Origin of the sequence: Haloactinopolyspora alba (assembly GCF_003014555.1) — a bacterium.
In the GTDB taxonomy this organism is placed as follows: domain Bacteria; phylum Actinomycetota; class Actinomycetes; order Jiangellales; family Jiangellaceae; genus Haloactinopolyspora; species Haloactinopolyspora alba.
In genome coordinates, this window is record NZ_PYGE01000002.1 from 427114 (window position 1) to 444058 (window position 16945).

General features: G+C 71.5%; 11 protein-coding genes. All 11 read left to right on the plus strand.

Features of this window, described 5'->3' with window-relative positions:
- Positions 1 to 19 precede the first annotated feature (19 nt).
- The 11 genes from CLV30_RS04515 (at position 20) to eboE (ending at position 16907) form a co-directional block, all read left to right on the plus strand.
- Positions 20 to 1504: a sugar ABC transporter ATP-binding protein gene (locus CLV30_RS04515; RefSeq protein ID WP_106536083.1), complete on the plus strand. Its 1485-nt coding sequence runs from the start codon at positions 20 to 22 to the stop codon at positions 1502 to 1504.
- On the plus strand, positions 1501 to 2562 hold the full coding sequence (locus CLV30_RS04520; protein ID WP_106535965.1) for an ABC transporter permease: 1062 nt from the start codon (positions 1501 to 1503) through the stop codon (positions 2560 to 2562). The genes CLV30_RS04515 and CLV30_RS04520 overlap by 4 nt, the downstream gene beginning before the upstream one ends.
- A gap of 79 nt (positions 2563 to 2641) precedes the next feature.
- Positions 2642 to 3715 carry a substrate-binding domain-containing protein gene (locus CLV30_RS04525; RefSeq protein ID WP_106535966.1) on the plus strand — a complete coding sequence of 358 codons (1074 nt, stop codon included), beginning with the start codon at positions 2642 to 2644 and terminating at the stop codon, positions 3713 to 3715.
- Positions 3716 to 3818: 103 nt separating this feature from the next.
- Entirely contained in the window at positions 3819 to 5063 is a 1245-nt protein-coding gene (locus tag CLV30_RS04530) for a Gfo/Idh/MocA family protein (protein WP_106535967.1), read from the plus strand.
- Between the two features lie 139 nt (positions 5064 to 5202).
- Positions 5203 to 10782 (plus strand): ThuA domain-containing protein, encoded by a 5580-nt coding sequence (locus tag CLV30_RS04535; RefSeq protein ID WP_106535968.1) that lies wholly within the window; start codon positions 5203 to 5205, stop codon positions 10780 to 10782.
- Positions 10783 to 11040: 258 nt separating this feature from the next.
- Positions 11041 to 12210 (plus strand): inositol-3-phosphate synthase, encoded by a 1170-nt coding sequence (locus CLV30_RS04540; protein ID WP_106535969.1) that lies wholly within the window; start codon positions 11041 to 11043, stop codon positions 12208 to 12210.
- Positions 12207 to 13214 (plus strand): SCO3242 family prenyltransferase, encoded by a 1008-nt coding sequence (locus tag CLV30_RS04545; protein WP_106536084.1) that lies wholly within the window; start codon positions 12207 to 12209, stop codon positions 13212 to 13214. Before CLV30_RS04540 ends, CLV30_RS04545 begins: the two co-directional genes overlap by 4 nt.
- Positions 13211 to 14131 carry a sugar phosphate isomerase/epimerase family protein gene (locus tag CLV30_RS04550; protein WP_106535970.1) on the plus strand — a complete coding sequence of 307 codons (921 nt, stop codon included), beginning with the start codon at positions 13211 to 13213 and terminating at the stop codon, positions 14129 to 14131. Before CLV30_RS04545 ends, CLV30_RS04550 begins: the two co-directional genes overlap by 4 nt.
- Entirely contained in the window at positions 14128 to 14838 is a 711-nt protein-coding gene (locus CLV30_RS04555) for an EboA domain-containing protein (protein WP_170119627.1), read from the plus strand. The genes CLV30_RS04550 and CLV30_RS04555 overlap by 4 nt, the downstream gene beginning before the upstream one ends.
- Positions 14838 to 15722 carry a TatD family hydrolase gene (locus tag CLV30_RS04560; protein WP_106535971.1) on the plus strand — a complete coding sequence of 295 codons (885 nt, stop codon included), beginning with the start codon at positions 14838 to 14840 and terminating at the stop codon, positions 15720 to 15722. Before CLV30_RS04555 ends, CLV30_RS04560 begins: the two co-directional genes overlap by 1 nt.
- Positions 15723 to 15725: 3 nt before the next feature.
- Positions 15726 to 16907: a metabolite traffic protein EboE gene (gene eboE / locus CLV30_RS04565; RefSeq protein ID WP_106535972.1), complete on the plus strand. Its 1182-nt coding sequence runs from the start codon at positions 15726 to 15728 to the stop codon at positions 16905 to 16907.
- The last annotated feature ends 38 nt before the right edge of the window (positions 16908 to 16945 follow it).

Below are 16945 nucleotides of genomic sequence, written 5' to 3' on the forward strand. Positions count from 1 at the left end.
AGCCGAGACGATCCTGCAGATGAGCGACATCGTGAAGACGTTCCCGGGTGTGCGCGCCCTGGACGGCGTCGACCTCGACGTCCGCAAGGGCGAGGTGCACTGTCTGCTGGGGCAGAACGGCGCCGGCAAGTCCACGCTGATCAAGGTGCTTTCCGGCGCGCACCAGCCCGACAGCGGCACCATCACCTGGCAGGGCGAGAGGGTCCGGCTGAACACGCCGATGGCGGCGATGAACCAGGGCATCGCGACCATCTACCAGGAGCTCGACCTGGTCGACGGCCTCAGCGTCGCCGAGAACATCTACCTCGGCCACGAGCTCGCCGCCGCGGGGTTCTCCCGCCACGGCGACACCGAGCGCGCGGCCGGGCGGCTGCTCGAACGGCTCGGCCACCCGGAGATCTCCCCGCAGCAAGAGGTCGGCAAGCTGCCCGCGGCCGGGCAGCAGATCGTCAGCATGGCCCGGGCGCTGTCGCACGACGTCCAGCTGATCGTGATGGACGAACCGTCGGCCGTGCTCGACCAGGAGGAGGTCGGCCGGCTGTTCAGCGTCATCCGTGACCTGACCGCCGACGATATTGCCGTGATCTACATCTCGCACCGGCTGGAGGAGATCCGCGAGATCGGCGACCGGGTGACGGTCCTGAAGGACGGCCGCACGGTCGCCACCGGGCTCAGCGCTCCGGACACACCGACGAGCGAGCTCATCCGCGAGATGACCGGCCGCGACGTGGAGTACGCCTTCCCCGAACGCGGCATGACAGCCGAGGACGCGCCAGTGGTGCTGGACGTCGCGGGGCTCAGCTCGCCCGGCGACTTCACAGACGTCGACCTGCGCGTGCGCCGCGGCGAGATCGTCGGGCTGGCCGGGCTCGTGGGCTCCGGGCGCTCGGAGATCCTCGAGACCATCTACGGCGCTCGCAAGGCCGGGTCCGGCAGCGTCACCGTCGACGGCCGGCGGATCCGCCCGGGCTCGGTCGCGGCCGCGGTCAACGCCGGCGTCGGCCTGTGCCCGGAGGAGCGCAAGACCCAGGGCCTGCTGCTCGACGAGGCGATCTACCGCAACGTCAGCCTGGCGACGCTCGGACGGTTCGCCCGCGGCGGGTTCCTGCGCCGCGGCGACGAACGTGCGCAGGCCGAGCAGCACGTCCGCGCGCTGGACGTTCGGCCCGCGGACGTCGAGCGCACGGCGGGCACCCTGTCCGGCGGCAACCAGCAGAAGATCGTGCTCGCGCGCTGGCTGCTGCGCGAGTGTCGCGTGCTGCTGCTGGACGAGCCCACCCGTGGCGTCGACGTCGGCGCCCGCAGTGAGCTGTACGCGCTGGTGCGCCGACTGGCCGACGAAGGTGTGGCCGTCGTGCTCGTCAGCAGCGAGATCCCCGAGGTCCTCGGCCTGGCCGACCGGGTGCTGGTGCTCAGCGAAGGACACGTGGTGCACGAAGGACAGGCCGACGACATCGACGAGCACCAGGTGCTCGACCTGGTGATGGAAGGGAGCGCGGCATGAGCGAACAGACGCCGGTTCCGCAGGCGACCACGTCGCCGGCGGACGAGCACCGGCGCGTCGAGTCCGTCGAGGGGGCACCGCGTGGCTCCGCGTTCGGGCGGTTCATGAGCAGCTCGGCGGGCCGGAACGTCGGGCTCGTCGTCGCGTTGCTGGTGTTGTGCGTCGTCGGCGCGGCCACCACGGGCCAGCTCTTCGTGGACGTCGACAACGCCATGACGATCCTCCGGTACGCCTCGGTCATCGGTGTGGTGGCCATCGGGATGACGTTCGTCGTCACCGGCGGCGGCTTCGACCTGTCGGTAGGGGCGATCGTCGCGCTGGCGTCGATCTGGTCGACGACCGTGGCGACCCAGACGATGGCCCAGGACTTCCACTGGATCGTCATGGTGTTCACGGCCATCGCGGTCGGCGCCGGCTGCGGCCTCGTCAACGGAGTGCTGATCGCCTACGGGAAGATGGCGCCGTTCATCGCGACGCTGGCGATGATGGCCGCCGCCCGTGGCCTCGCGGAGATGATCTCCGACAAGCGGACCCAACTTGTCGACGTGCAAGGGTTCGGCGACTTCTTCAGCGGCGATTTCCTGGGACTGCCGGTGCTGGTGTGGATCTTTGCCGTGGTCTGCGCCGTCGCCTGGGTACTGCTGAACCGGACGACCTTCGGCCGGCGCACCATCGCCGTCGGCGGCAACGCGACCGCGGCCCGGCTCGCCGGCATCGCGGTCAATCGGCACACGGTGTTGCTGTACGTCCTCGTCGGCGTCGCGTGCGGCATCGCCGCGGTGATGCTCACCGCCCGGACCTCCACCGGGAGCGCGCAGCACGGTCTGCTGTACGAGCTCGACGCCATCGCCATGGTCGTCATCGGGGGGACCCTACTGGGCGGCGGGCGAGGCACGATCGTCGGCACGATCTTCGGCGTGCTGATCTTCAGCACGCTGACCAACGTGTTCACCCTCAACAACCTCGACACGTCCACCCAGGCGGTCGCGAAGGGCGCGATCATCGTCATCGCCGTCCTGTTGCAGCAGCGGGTCGCCGCACGTAGCGACACCAGCTAGCTCGCCAGACGACGCGGTCCGTCGCGCATGGGCGGCGTCCCAGATTCGGTCACCACATCGACCACCACGAGGAGATCTCATGTTCACACCGACGAATCGGCCGCACCGCCGATTGCTGGCGTCCGCGGCAGCCGTGTTCGCCGCCGGCGCGCTCGTGGTCGGCTGCACCAGCAACGAACCCGAAGAAGAGGCCAACGCCGGCGGAGACGGCGGTGAGGGCGGTAACGCCGAACCGGCCGGCGGCAACAACGAGCCCGGCGAAGAAGTCACCATCGGCTTCTCCGGCCCCGAGGCCGACCACGGCTGGCTGGCCGCGGTCACCGACTCCGCGGTCGCCGAGGCGGAGAGTTTCGAGGACGTCACACTCCAGGTCGCCGAGGGCACCAACGACGCGAACCTGCAGATCAGCCAGATCGAGACCTTCATCAACCAGGAGGTCGACGCGATCGTCGTGCTACCCAGTGACGGCGCGCAGCTCACCGAGGTGGCGACGCGGGCGATGGATGCGGGCATCCCGGTGGTCAACGTGGACCGGGAGTTCTCCAGCCCGGACGCGTCGCGCACCACGATCCTCGGTGACAACTACGGCATGGGCGTGACCGCCGGCACCTACGCGTGCCAGCTGATCGAGGAGAACGACATCCAGGACCCGGTGATCGCCGAGATCGCCGGCATCGACTCGCTGCCGCTGACCCAGGACCGCACCCAGGGCTTCAACGACGCCCTGGACAAGTGCGGGCAGACCGTGGACAACCGGGTCGCGGCCGAGTTCACGGTCGAGTCCGGCGAGGCCGCGGCGTCGAACCTGCTGCAGGCCGCGCCGCAGATCGACATCATCTGGAACCACGACGACGACCAGGGCGTCGGCGTCAAGCAGGCCTTCGACAACGCCGGGCGGGACGAGTTCTTCTTCATCGGCGGCGCCGGCTCGGCGAACGCGATGCGCTGGATCAAGAACGGCGAGATGGAGGCGACGGTCCTCTACCCGCCGACACAGGCTGCGGACGGCATCCGGCTCGCCCGGCTGCTGGCGCAGGACAAGGGGATGTCGGACCTGGTGCAGGAGGACGTGCCGCGGCGGATCGTCCTGGACGCTCCGCTGGTGACCGCGGAGAACGTCGACCAGTACATGCACCTGGGCTTCGAGTCCTGATCAACCACGTCGGCCCGGGCGCGGCTGTCCGGACGGCCGCGGCCGTCTCCGCAGCGGCCGCCGCGCCCGGGACCGTCGGCGATGGCGAACGGAAGGCATCGACATGACCCTAGATGGCAAGCCGGCGCTGGGGATCGGCATGGTGGGCTACTCGTTCATGGGAGTCGCGCACTCCCATGCCTGGCGCGACGCGTCGAGCTTCTTCGACGTGGCGCTCGTGCCGCGGTTGCGAGTGCTCGCCGGCCGTAACGAGCAGGCCGCGCGTGACGTGGCCTCCCGGTTCGGCTGGGAGAGCGTCGTACCCGACTGGCAGAGCCTGGTGCACCGCACGGACGTCGACCTGGTCGACGTGTGCACGCCCGGCGACACGCACGCCGAGATCGCTATCGCGGCGCTCGAGGCCGGCAAGCACGTGCTGTGCGAGAAGCCGCTGGCGAACACCGTCGCGGAGGCCGAGGCGATGACGCGGGCGGCCGACCGAGCCGCCGAGTCCGGCGTGCGGAGCATGGTGGGCTTCACCTACCGCCGGGTCCCGGCCATCGCGCTGGCGCGGCGGCTCGTCGCGGACGGGACGGTCGGCGAGATCCGGCACGTGCGCGCCCAGTACCTGCAGGACTGGGCGAGCGACCCGGACGTCCCGCTGAACTGGCGGTTGCAGAAGGAGCGTGCCGGTTCGGGCGCGCTCGGCGACATCGGTGCGCACATCGTCGACCTCACGCAGTTCATCACCGGCGAGCGCATCACCGGTGTCAGCGCCATGCTCGACACGTTCGTGACCGAGCGTCCGGTGGCCGAGGGGGACTCCGTGTCCACGCCGAACAGTCTGTCCGGCGCGGCCGACGCACCTTCGGACAAACTGTCGCCGGCCTCAGCGGCGACGAGTGCCTCGGCCGGTCGCGGACAGGTCACCGTCGACGACGCAGCGACGTTCCTGGCGCGGTTCACCGGCGGCGCGATGGCGACGTTCGAGGCGACCAGGTTCGCCTCCGGCCGGAAGAACTCGATCCGGATCGAGATCAACGGGTCCGCCGGCAGCCTCGCGTTCGATTTCGAGGACATGAACGTGCTGCACGTCCACGACCACACCGAGGACCCGGCCCGAGGCGGGTTCCGGCGGGTGCTGGTCACCGAGTCCGACCATCCGTACCTCGCGGCCTGGTGGCCGCCGGGCCACCTGCTCGGTTACGAGCACTCGTTCACGCACCAGGCGGTCGACCTGGTGACGGCCATCGCCGACGGCGCCGACCCGTGGCCGTCGTTCGCCGACGGTCTCGCGGTGCAGCGGGTGCTGGCCGCGGTGGAGGCCAGCGCCGCCGGCAAGAGCGTATGGACGGAGGTGCCCACCTGACCCCGAGCCGGACGTGGGGCGCCACTCCGGAACACCGACGACATCCGATGACCATCGACAGGGCCGAGAGCAGACCCCGGGGGGTTCACCCCGGTGCGGGGCGCACGTGTACGTACCCGACAGTCGTGAGGAGACTGTGGTGAGACAACTCTCGCAACGCGCTCGCCGGACGGCGAGGCGACTCGTGGCCGGCAGCCTGGCTGCCGGAGTCGCGGTACCTGTGGGTATCGCCGCTCTCGCGCCCACCGCCACCGCCCATCCGGGCCACGGCGGCTACTCGGTCCTGGTGTTCTCGAAGACGGAGGGGTTCCGGCACGGGTCCATCCCGGACGGGGTCGCCGCCATCGAACAGCTGGGAGCAGAGCACGACTTCCAGGTCGACGCGACCGAGGACTCCGCGGCGTTCACCGACGACAACCTGGCGCAGTACGACGTCGTGGTGTGGCTGTCCACGACCGGTGACGTGCTCAACGCCGACCAGCAGGCGGCCTTCGAACGCTACATCGCCGACGGAGGTGGCTACGCGGGCATCCACTCCGCGTCCGACACCGAGTACGACTGGGCGTGGTACGGCGACCTGGTCGGCGCGTACTTCGCCGGCCACCCGGCGCAGCAGGACGCGACGGTGAAGGTCGAGGATCCGGCGCACCCGTCGACCCAGCACCTCGACCCCGCCTGGGACCGCTTCGACGAGTGGTACAACTACCAGGCCAACCCCCGCGGCGACGTGCACGTGCTCGCGTCGCTGGACGAGTCGTCGTACGACGCGGGTGGCGGCGCCATGGGCAGCGACCACCCGATCAGCTGGTGCCAGAACTTCGACGGCGGCCGCTCCTGGTACACCGGCATGGGGCACACCGTCGACTCGTTCAGCGAGCCGGAGTTCCTCGAGCACATCCTGGGTGGCATCGAGACCGCGGCGGGGGTGACGCCGGCGAACTGTGCGGCGAGCCAGCCGGGCAGCTTCGAGAAGGTCACGCTGGACGACACCACGAGCAACCCGATGGAGCTGGCGGTCGCCGGCGACGGCCGGGTGTTCTACATCGAGCGCAACGGCGAGGTGCGACTGATCCGTCCCGACGGGTCCGCGACGACGGTCGGCGCGGTGGACGTCTACACCGGTCAGGAGTTCGGGCTGACGGGTATCGCGCTCGACCCGGACTTCGCCACGAACAACTGGATTTACCTGACCTACGCGCCGGCCGGTGACCAGGCCGTCGACCGGGTGTCCCGGTTCACGCTGAACGGCGAGACGCTGGACCCGGCGAGCGAGCAGGTGGTTCTGGAGTTCCCGACGAACCGGGACGAGTGCTGCCACGCCGGTGGCGCCCTGGAGTTCGACGGCAACGGTGACCTGTACCTCGCCACCGGGGACAACACGAACCCGTTCTCGTCGCAAGGGTACGCGCCCATCGACGAGCAGCCGGGGCGCGAGCTGTGGGACGCGCAGCGCACGTCGGCGAACTCGAACAGCCTGAGCGGCAAGGTGCTGCGGATCCACCCGGAGGACGACGGCTCGTACACGATCCCCGAGGGCAACCTGTTCCCGGAGTCCGAGGACACGCAGGACAAGACCCGTCCGGAGATCTACGCGATGGGCTTCCGCAACCCGTTCCGTATCGGCATCGATCCGGCGACGGACAAGCTGATGGTCGGCGACTACGGCCCGGACGCCAACAGCGCGAACCCCGATCGCGGCCCGGACGGCCGGGTGGAGTGGAACATCGTGGACGAGCCCGGCTTCTACGGCTGGCCGTACTGCGTCGGCGACAACACGCCGTACATCGACTACGACTTCGCGACCGGCGAGTCCGGCGAGGCGTTCGACTGCGCCGGCGGCCCGGTGAACGACTCACCGAACAACACCGGCATCACCCAGCTCCCGCCCGCGGTCGAGGCGGAGGTCTGGTACGGCTATTCGCCCAACCCGCAGTTCCCCGAGATCGGCGGGGGCGGCGCGCCGATGGCCGGCGGCGTCTACCGCTACGACCCGTCCGTCGAGTCCGACCGGCAGTGGCCGGCCTACTGGGACGGCAAGGCCGTCTTCGCCGAGTGGAACCAGGGCAACCTGTACAGCTTCCAGCTCGACGGCGCCGGCAGCGCGGTCACCGACATCAACGCGCTGTTCCCGGACATGCAGTTCCTGCGTCCGCACGCGATGGAGTGGGGCCCGGACGGCGCGCTGTACCTGATCGAGTGGGGCAGCGGCTTCGGTGGTGACAACGCCGACTCCGGCGTCTACCGCATCGACCACGTCCAGGGTGAGCGGGCACCGATCGCACGCATCGATGCCGGTCCGTTGTCCGGGCCGACCCCGCTCGAGGTGAACTTCGACGCCTCGGGGTCGATCGACCCGGAGGCCACGACGCTGACGTACGAGTGGGACTTCGACGGCGACGGGACCGTCGACTCCACCGAACCGACCGTCAGCCACACCTACACCGAACCCGGCGACTACACGGTGGCGCTGACGGTCACCGACGCCGACGGGCAGCAGGACATCGCGAACGTCGAGGTGACGGCCGGTAACACCGCACCCGAGATCACCGTTACCGCGCCCGCCGACGGCGGGTTCTTCGAGTTCGGCGACACCATCGCCTACGAGGTCAGTGTCACCGACGCCGAGGACGGCGAGGGCGTGTGCGACCGGATCGTCACCCAGCCGGGGCTCGGGCACAACGACCACTCGCACGAGTACGAGGAGAACTTCGGCTGCACGGGCACCTTCGAACTGCCCGGCGACGAGGGCCACACCGGCGCGAACATCTTCGGCACCGTCACGGTGACCTACACCGACGACGGTGCTCCCGGTGTCAGCCCGCTCACCAGCCGGGAGGTGCTGGTCCTGCAGCCCAAGCGCCGTCAGGCCGAGCACTTCGACGAGACGGGACGGCTGGCGGGGTCCGACGCGGGCGGCGACCCCGGTGTTCAGACCGAGGAGACCGGCGACACCGCCGGCGGCGGTCAGAACGTCGGGTTCATCGAGGACGGCGACTGGTGGTCGTGGGACCCGATGAACCTCACCGCCATCGACGACATCACGCTGCGGGCCGCGACCCCCAACATCGGCGCGACCGTGGAGGTGCGTACCGGTGCGCCGGACGGCCCGACGGTGGCGACCATCCAGACCGAGCCCACCGGCGACTGGCAGGTGTACGACGAGTTCACCGCGTCGGTCAGCGGCGACACGGCGACGTCGAGCGGACCGCTGTACTTCGTGAAGACGACCGGGCAGCTCAACGTCAACTGGGTCGACTTCGGCGGCAAGGGCGTCACCGAGAACCAGCGCCCGGACGTCACCGTCAGCGCCGACCCGGCCAGCGGCACGGCGCCGCTGGACGTCGGCTTCGCCGCCGAGGCGAGCGATCCCGAGGGCGACACGCCGCTGACGTACGCGTGGCAGTTCGGGGACGGCGGCACCGCGACCGGCGCCACCGCCCAGCACACCTACACCGAGGCGGGCACCTACGACGCCGAGGTGACGGTGACCGACGCGCGCGGCGCGGAGGTGACGGAGAGCGTCACGGTGGACGTGCAGGACGGCGGCGAACCGCCGGTGTGCCTGAAGGGGCGCTCGGACGCCTTCGACGGCGACACTCTGGACCGCGACCGCTGGACGACGGTGGTCCGCGAGAACCAGGACCTGGCCGTGCAGGACGGTCATCTGGTGCTGCCGGCAACGAGCACCGACATCTACGGCACCAACAACACGGACACGCCGAACATCGTCCTGCAGGACCTGCCGGACGGCGAGTTCACGGCCACGGCGAAGCTGACCATGCAGGCCTACCGGGCGTACCAGCAGGCCGGGCTGGTCATCTACGGCGACGACGACAACTACGCCAAGATGGTGCTGCAGGGCCGCGACACCGGCGCGAGCAACCCGGCGGCGCGGATCTTCCAGTTCATCCGCGAGGAGAACGGCGAGCCGAACGAGGTCGGCGACAGCAACACCGCCCAGCTGGGCGCGGACTACCCGGACACCGTCTGGGTGCGCTACACCAGCGACGGCTCGAACCTGCGGGCGGCTTACAGCGCCGACGGTGAGACGTTCACCGAGATGCCGCAGACGAAGAGCCTGGACGGCATCACCGACCCGAAGATCGGCCTGATCGCACTGGCCGGAACGGACCAGCCGGCCGGTGAGGCGCGGTTCGACCACTTCCAGATCACGCCCGACGACACCGCGCCGGCCGCCGAGCCGAACGACGAGTTCGACGGCACCGCGCTGGACGGCTGCCGGTGGAGCGTGCTCCGGCCGGACGAGTCCGGTTACCGCGTCGCCGACGGCGCCCTGGAGATCGACACCAGCGACGGTGACATCTACGAGGACGGCAACTCCGGCCCGTCGAACTTCGTCCTGCAGCCGGCGCCCGAGGGCGACGAGTGGACGATCGAGACGAAGGTCGACGGTTCGGCGTTCGACGAGCAGTACCAGCAGGGCGGGCTGATCGTGTACGGCGACGACGGCAACTACGTCAAGTTCGACTACGTCGTCGACAACGCCGCCGGCGACCCGGTGTCGCCACGCCTGGAGCTGCGCAGCGAGGTCGGCGACGCCGTCCAGACCCCGCAGCCGAGCGTCACCGAGCTCGACCAGGCCATCTGGCACCTGCGGCTCACCCGCTCCGGCAACACCTACACGGGGTCGTACAGCGCCGACGGCGAGACCTGGACGGACATGCCGGAACCGGTCACCAACTCCGCGGTGGCCGCGGACGCGAAGGCCGGCCTGTTCGCGCTCGGAGGCGCGCAGGGCGCGTCGAAGACCGCCCGGTTCGACTACTTCCACGTCAAGGAACTCGAGGTCGACGAGACGCCGCCCACGGTCGACGTCACGCTCGACCCGTCCGAGCCGTCCGGCAGCAACGGATGGTGGACCGGGCCGGTCACCGTCACGGCCGAGGCCGCTGACGACGGGGACGGCCCCGTCGACGTCGAGTACCGCGTCGACGGCGGCGACTGGGCGCCTTACACCGAGCCGGTGGTCGTCGAGGCCGACGGCGAGCACGTCGTCGACGTCCGCGCGACCGACGCGGCCGGCAACACCTCGGAGCCGGTGGGCACCGAGATCGCCGTCGACGCCACCGCTCCGGAGCTCGACGTGTCCGGGGTGGAGCACGGTGTGCTCTACGGCGACAGCCAGGACCTGGAGCTGGCCTGGGATTCCAGCGACACCGGGTCGGGCGCCGGCGAGACCGTCGCGCGCCTGGACGGCGACCCCGTCGAACCGGGTGCGCTGGTCCTGCACGAGATCCCGCTGGGCCTGCACGACCTCGAGGTCGAGGCGCGCGACCGAGCGGGCAACCGCACGACCGAACGGTTCACGTTCTTCGTCTCCACCTCGTTCGCCGACATGCGGTCGCTGGTGAGCAGGTTCGAGTCGGAGCAGCGGCTGGACCGGCCGAGCACCAAGCGGTTGGAGAACACGCTGGGCACGGCCGCCAGGCAGGCGGTCATGGGCCGGGAGACGCGCGCCGTCGAACGGCTCGAGAAGGTCAAGGACATCGCGAACGACAAGGTGGCGGACGACGTGGTCCGCGACGTGCTGATCCGCGACGCCGACGCGATGATCGGGCGGCTCGGCGCGACCCCGTCGGATGCCGGCGCGGGGGTGACCGCCAACGGCGGACAGTCCCTCGACGGCACCGGCCGGCTCGCCGGCGACCCGGCACCGAAGGTCGGCGGCGTCGAGATGACGCCCAATCGTCTCGAGTAACGCAGAAACCGTCACCTGAGGAGGAGACGTCACCATGAGAGTCCAGCAACCGCTCGGCGCGTCGCGCCGGATCGGAATCCGGTGCCCGGGCACCTCGGCCCTGCCCGGGTACCACCGGCCGGGCTCTCATGGTCGGCGGGGGGCCGGTCTCGACCGGCCCTCGGCCCCGGTGCCGGGTTTCGGCGCCCCGTTCCGGCACCGGGGCACACACACCTGGTTCCTGCCCGCTGCGCGTGGGTTCGATGAAAGGAGCCAGGCATGAGCAACGAAACGAACCGGTCCGACGGACGCACCGGTGTGTGGTTCGTCGGCGCCCGTGGATCCGTGGCCACGACGACGGTGGTGGGCGCGCTGGCCGTGCACGCCGGACTGGCCGAGCACACCGGCATGGTCTCCGAGCTGCCGGAGGTGTCCGCGGCGCGGCTGACCGGCATCGACCGGCTCGTCTTCGGCGGTCACGAGGTCGCCGAAGGCAGCCTGGCCAAACGCGCCGAGGAGCTGCGTGCCGGTGGCGTGCTGCCCCCGGCCGTGGTCGCCGCCGTGGCCGAGGAACTCGCCGCCGTCGACGCGCGGGTGGCGCCCGGCGTGCCCCCGGGGAGCGTGTCCCAGCGCGCGGCCACCGGCCGCATCGAGGCCGACCTGCGCGCCTTCCGCGACGAGCACGAGCTGGACCGCGTCATCGTCGTCGACGTGTCCAGCACCGAACCGCCGGTGGCCGACGATCCCGCGCTGAACGACCTGGACCGGCTCGAGGCCGCGCTCGACGACGGCGGGGCGCCGCTGCCCGGCAGCTCGGCCTACGCGTACGCGGCGTTCCGCGCGGGCTGCCCGTACGTCGCGTTCACCCCGAGCCCGGGACCGCGGCCGCCCGCCCTGGCCGAGCTCGCCGAACGACAGCGGCTGCCCTGGGCAGGATCGGACGCCAAGACCGGGGAGACCCTGGTCAAGACCGTTCTCGCACCGATGTTCGCGATGCGGGCGCTGAAGGTGCGCTCGTGGTCGTCGGTGAACCTGCTGGGCGGCGGCGACGGGCAGACGCTCGCCGACCCGGTGAACGCGGCCAGCAAGACCGCCACCAAGGCGCACGGCCTCGAGGAGATCCTGGGCCACCGCGTCGACGGGCCACTGCACATCGACTACGTCCCCGACCTGGGTGACTGGAAGACGGCCTGGGACATGATCTCGTTCGAGGGCTTCCTCGGCACCCGGATGTCCATGCAGTTCACCTGGTCCGGATGCGACTCCGCGCTGGCCGCGCCGCTGGTGCTGGACCTGGTCCGGCTGGTGGCGCGCGCACACGAGCGCGGTGAGTACGGTCCGGTCCCGGAGCTCGGGTTCTTCTTCAAGGACCCGGCCGGTGCCGGCGGCCACGATCTCAGCGGACAGTGGGACCGCCTGGTCGAGTGGTGCGCGCGGGACACCCGATGAGGCTGCACGACCTGGCCGAGCTGGTGCGCCTGCCCGCTGCGCTGACCGTGCCGGGCGACGTGCTCGCCGGCGCGAGCGCCGCGGGTTACCCGCACGGCCGCCGGACCTGGGCGATGCCGGTGGCTTCGGCGTGCCTGTACTGGTCCGGCATGGCGCTGAACGACTACGCCGACCGCGAGCTGGACCGCGCCGAACGGCCGGAACGCCCCATCCCGTCCGGGCGGGTCCGCCCCGGGCAGGCGCTCGCGGTCGCCGGCGGGCTGACCGGCGCGGGCCTCGGGCTCGCGGCGTTCGGCGGCGGGACGCGGGCGTTGCGGGTGGCCGCGCCGCTGGCGGCGACGGTGTGGGGCTACGACCTCCTGGCCAAGCCGACAGCCGCGGGGCCGGCGTTCATGGCGGCCGCCCGCGGGCTGGACGTGCTGCTCGGCGCGGACGGGCGGTTGCGGCCGGCGGCGTTGCCCGTCACCGCGATGGCCGTGCACACCGCCGGCGTCACCACACTCAGCCGCGGCGAGGTGCACGGAACGTCGCCGGCAGTCGCGCGGGTCGCGGTGGGGACGACGGTGGCGGCTGCTGTCGCTTCGGCGTGGCCCCGGGGGCTCTCGTGGCGTTCGGCGGGGGTGGGGGATGGCGTCCTCGCCCGGTCGGCGCTCGTTCCTCGCGCCTCTTTTACGCCCGGCCACACCGCGGACGCCATCCCCCACCCCCGCCGTGGTCTTGCGTCGCGTCCCGGCCAGACCGCGGACCGAGCGCAGGCAACGCGTCTCGCTGCGGCGGCGGGGGCGGCAGCCGTCTACGCGGCATCGGTGGGCAGGGCGCAGGCGGCGGCCGTCCGGCGGCCGGACGCGCCGACAGTGCGCACCGCGACCGGCGCGGGCATCCGCGGCATGATCCCGCTGCAGTCCGCGCTCACCGCGCGTACCGGCGCGATCGCGCTCGCGGCGGGCGTGCTGGCGGCGGGGCCGCTGGCCAAGCTCGCGTCGAAGGTGGTGTCGCCGACATGACGCTGCGCTTCGGATACGGCACCAACGGGTTCGGCAGTCACCGCCTGGACGACGCGCTCGCGGTGATCGCGGAGCTCGGCTACGAGGGCGTGGCGCTGACCGTCGACCAGCCGCACCTCGACCCGTTCGGCACCGACCTGGGCGCGCGGACCGCCGCCGTGCACCGGCGGCTCGACGAGCTGGGACTCGACGTCGTCGTCGAGACCGGCGCGCGGTACGTCATGGACCCGTGGTACAAGCACGAGCCGACACTCGTCTCCGACACCGGGCGCGAACGCCGGGTCGACTACCTGCGGCGGGCGGTGCGCATCGCGGCCGACCTCGGCGCGGAGGCGGTGTCGTTCTGGTCGGGCACCCTGCCGGCCGGGGTCGACGACGCCGAGGGCTGGCGCCGGGTGGTCGACGGCGTCGGCGCCGTGCTCGACGAGGCGGACAGCCGCGGCGTGGTGTGCGCGTTCGAGCCCGAGCCGGGCATGTTCGTCGACACGGTCGGCGGTGTCCTGGAGCTGCGCCGGCGCCTCGGCTCACCGGAGCACTTCCGGGTGACCCTGGACATCGGGCACTGCGTGTGCAACGAGAAGGGCACGGTCGCCGAGTGCGCGCACCAGGCGGGTGAGCTGCTGGGCAACGTGCAGCTCGACGACATGGTGCCCGATGTGCACGAGCACCTGGAGTTCGGCGCGGGCGAGATCGACCTGCCCGCGGCTCTCGGGGCGCTGCTGGACGTCGGCTACACCGGCCTCGCGGCGGTGGAGCTGCCGCGGCACGGGCATGCGGCCCCGGTCGTCGCGGAACGATCGATGCGAGCCCTGCGCGCGGCCCTGGACACCGCCCTGGACGGTTCGACCCCCCACCATCGATCAACGCGACACGGGGGTGGCAGTGAGTTCAACGGGGGAGAGGAGGCACAGACATGAGCGCGACACTCGAGCGGGTGACGCCGCACCTGGACGGTCAGGCGCGTGCCGCCCTGAGTACGCTGGTGGACGAGGTGACCGCGAACCCGGGCGCGATCTCGACCCTGTTCCCGGCCGTCGGGCGCCGGGTCGCACGCGGGCCCAGCGACGCGGACGACCCGGACGGGCTGCGCACGCCGCGGCTGGAGGACGAGGCCCGCACGGCGCTGCTGGTGGCGGCTGCCGAGGCCTGGCACACCGAGCCGCACCGGCTGGTCGACGAGGTCTCGCAGCTGTACCGCTACGGCGACACCGACGAGAAGCGCGCGGTGCTGCGTGCGCTGCCGGAACTGGAGGCGGTGCCCGGAATCACCGACGCCGGGCTGTCCGCGGTGGCCGACGCGCTGCGCACCAACGACCTGAGGCTGATCGCCGCGGCCATGGGCCGCTACGCCGCCGCGCACCTGGACGACCCGTCCTGGCGGCAGGGCGTGCTGAAGTGCCTGTTCGTCGGCGTCCCGCTGGATGCCGTGGCCGACCTGGACCGGCGATCCGACGCGGAGCTGGCGCGGATGGTGGCCGACTACGGCAACGAGCGCGTCGCCGCCGGGCGTTCGGTGCCGTCGGACGCCTGGCGGATCCTCAACCACGATCCGGACGCGGTCGCGGGGCGCTTACCGGCGCCCGCTGCCGCGAGCACCGCACCGGCGCAAAGCGAGGAGGACTGATGCGCGTCTTCGACCCCCACATCCACATGACCTCGCGTACCACCGACGACTACGCCCGGATGTACGCCGCCGGGGTGCGGGCGCTGACCGAGCCGGCGTTCTGGCTCGGTCAGCCGCGGACCAGCGTCGGCTCGTTCTGCGACTACTTCGACGGGCTGCTCGGCTGGGAGCGCTTCCGTGCCGCCCAGTACGGCATCCGGCACCACTGCACCATCGCGCTGAACCCGAAGGAGGCGAACGACCCCCGCTGCGTCGAGGTGCTGGACGTGCTCCCGCGCTACCTCGCCAAGGACGGTGTCGTCGCCGTCGGCGAGGTCGGCTTCGACTCGATGACCGACGACGAGGAGAAGGTCTTCGTCCGCCAGCTCGACCTGGCCGGCGAGCACGACCTGCCGGTCCTGGTGCACACGCCGCACCGCGACAAGGCGGCCGGCACCCGCCGCACGCTCGAGCTGGTCGCCGCCAGCGGGCTGCCCCCCGAGCGGGTGCTCGTCGACCACCTGAACGAGACGACGGTGGGCATGGTCGCCGACTCCGGCTGCTGGATGGGTTTCTCGATCTACCCGGACACCAAGATGGACGAGCACCGGATGGTGCGCATTCTGGCCGATCGGGGCCTGGACCGGATGATCGTCAACTCGGCGGCGGACTGGGGACACAGCGACCCGCTGAAGACGATCGCCACCGGGCGGGCCATGCTCGGGCACGGTTTCACCGACGACGACGTCGACCGCGTGCTGTGGCAGAACCCGGTGGCCTTCTACGGGCAGAGTGGCCGGCTGCTGCTCGACGACGAAGGCGCCGGCATCGAAACCGGTCCGTCCGCGACGTTCGAGGGCAACTCGGTGCTGCGCGGGCAGCGTCCGTCCGGGCAGGAGGAGTGACGGATGCGCCTCCGGCACGGCGACGGCACCGTCGTCCACCTCGCGTACTGCACGAACGTGCATCCCACCGAGGACGTCGAGGCGCTGATCGATCAGGTCGGGACCTACGGCGGGCGGATCCGCGCGCGCCTCGGCGTCGACCGGCTCGGACTCGGGCTGTGGTTGCCGGCTCCGGTGGCTGCGCGGCTGGTCGCGCACTCGGACCTGACGCGGCTGCGACGGGTGCTGGACGACAACGGGCTCGAGGTCGTCACGTTGAACGCGTTCCCCTACCAGGGGTTCCACGACCCGGAGGTGAAGAAGGCGGTCTACCATCCTGACTGGGTCGAGCCGCGCAGGCTGGACTACACGCTCAACTGCGCGTGGATCCTGTCGCGGCTGCTGCCCGACGACGCCGCCCGCGGCAGCATCTCCAGCGTCCCGCTGGGCTGGCGCAGCCCCTGGGACGCCGACCGGCAGCGGCAGTCGCGTGAGCACCTCGACCGGCTCGCCGACGAGCTGGCGAAGATCGAGACCGAGACCGGCCGCACCATCCGCGTCGGGCTCGAGCCGGAGCCGGGGTGCGTCGTCGAGACCGGCGCCGACGCCGTCGAGCGGATGGCCGGAGTGGACACCAAGCACATCGGCGTCTGCGTGGACGCCTGCCACCTGGCGGTCCAGTTCGAACAGCCCGGCACCGTGCTGGGCGGGCTCGCCGGCGCGGGCCTGCCGGTGGTGAAGGCACAGGCGTCGGCGGCGTTGCACGTCGACGACCCGGCACAGCCGGCCGCCCGGTCCGCGCTGGCCGCCTACGCCGAGGACAGGTTCCTGCACCAGGTGCGCGAACCGTCGGGTGATCGGCCCGGCGACGAGATCGACGGGCGCGACGACCTGCCGGAGGCCCTGGCCGGGCACGGTGCGCTGCCGGGCCGGCAGCCGTGGCGGGTGCACTTCCACGTCCCGGTGCACGAGCGCCCCGAACCGCCGTTGACGGCCACCCAGGACCACCTGAACGAGACCCTCGGTGCGTTGTTCGGCGGTTCACACGCCGTGACCGATCACCTGGAGGTCGAGACCTACACCTGGTCGGTGCTACCGGAGAACCGCCGGCCGGAGGGACCGGACGGCCTCGCCGACGGTCTCGCCGCCGAACTGCGGTGGGTGGCGGACCGGCTGACGGAGAACGGACTGACGCTCACCGGCTGAGCGTGAACGCCGACCAGGAAAGACCCGGAGGAGACAGC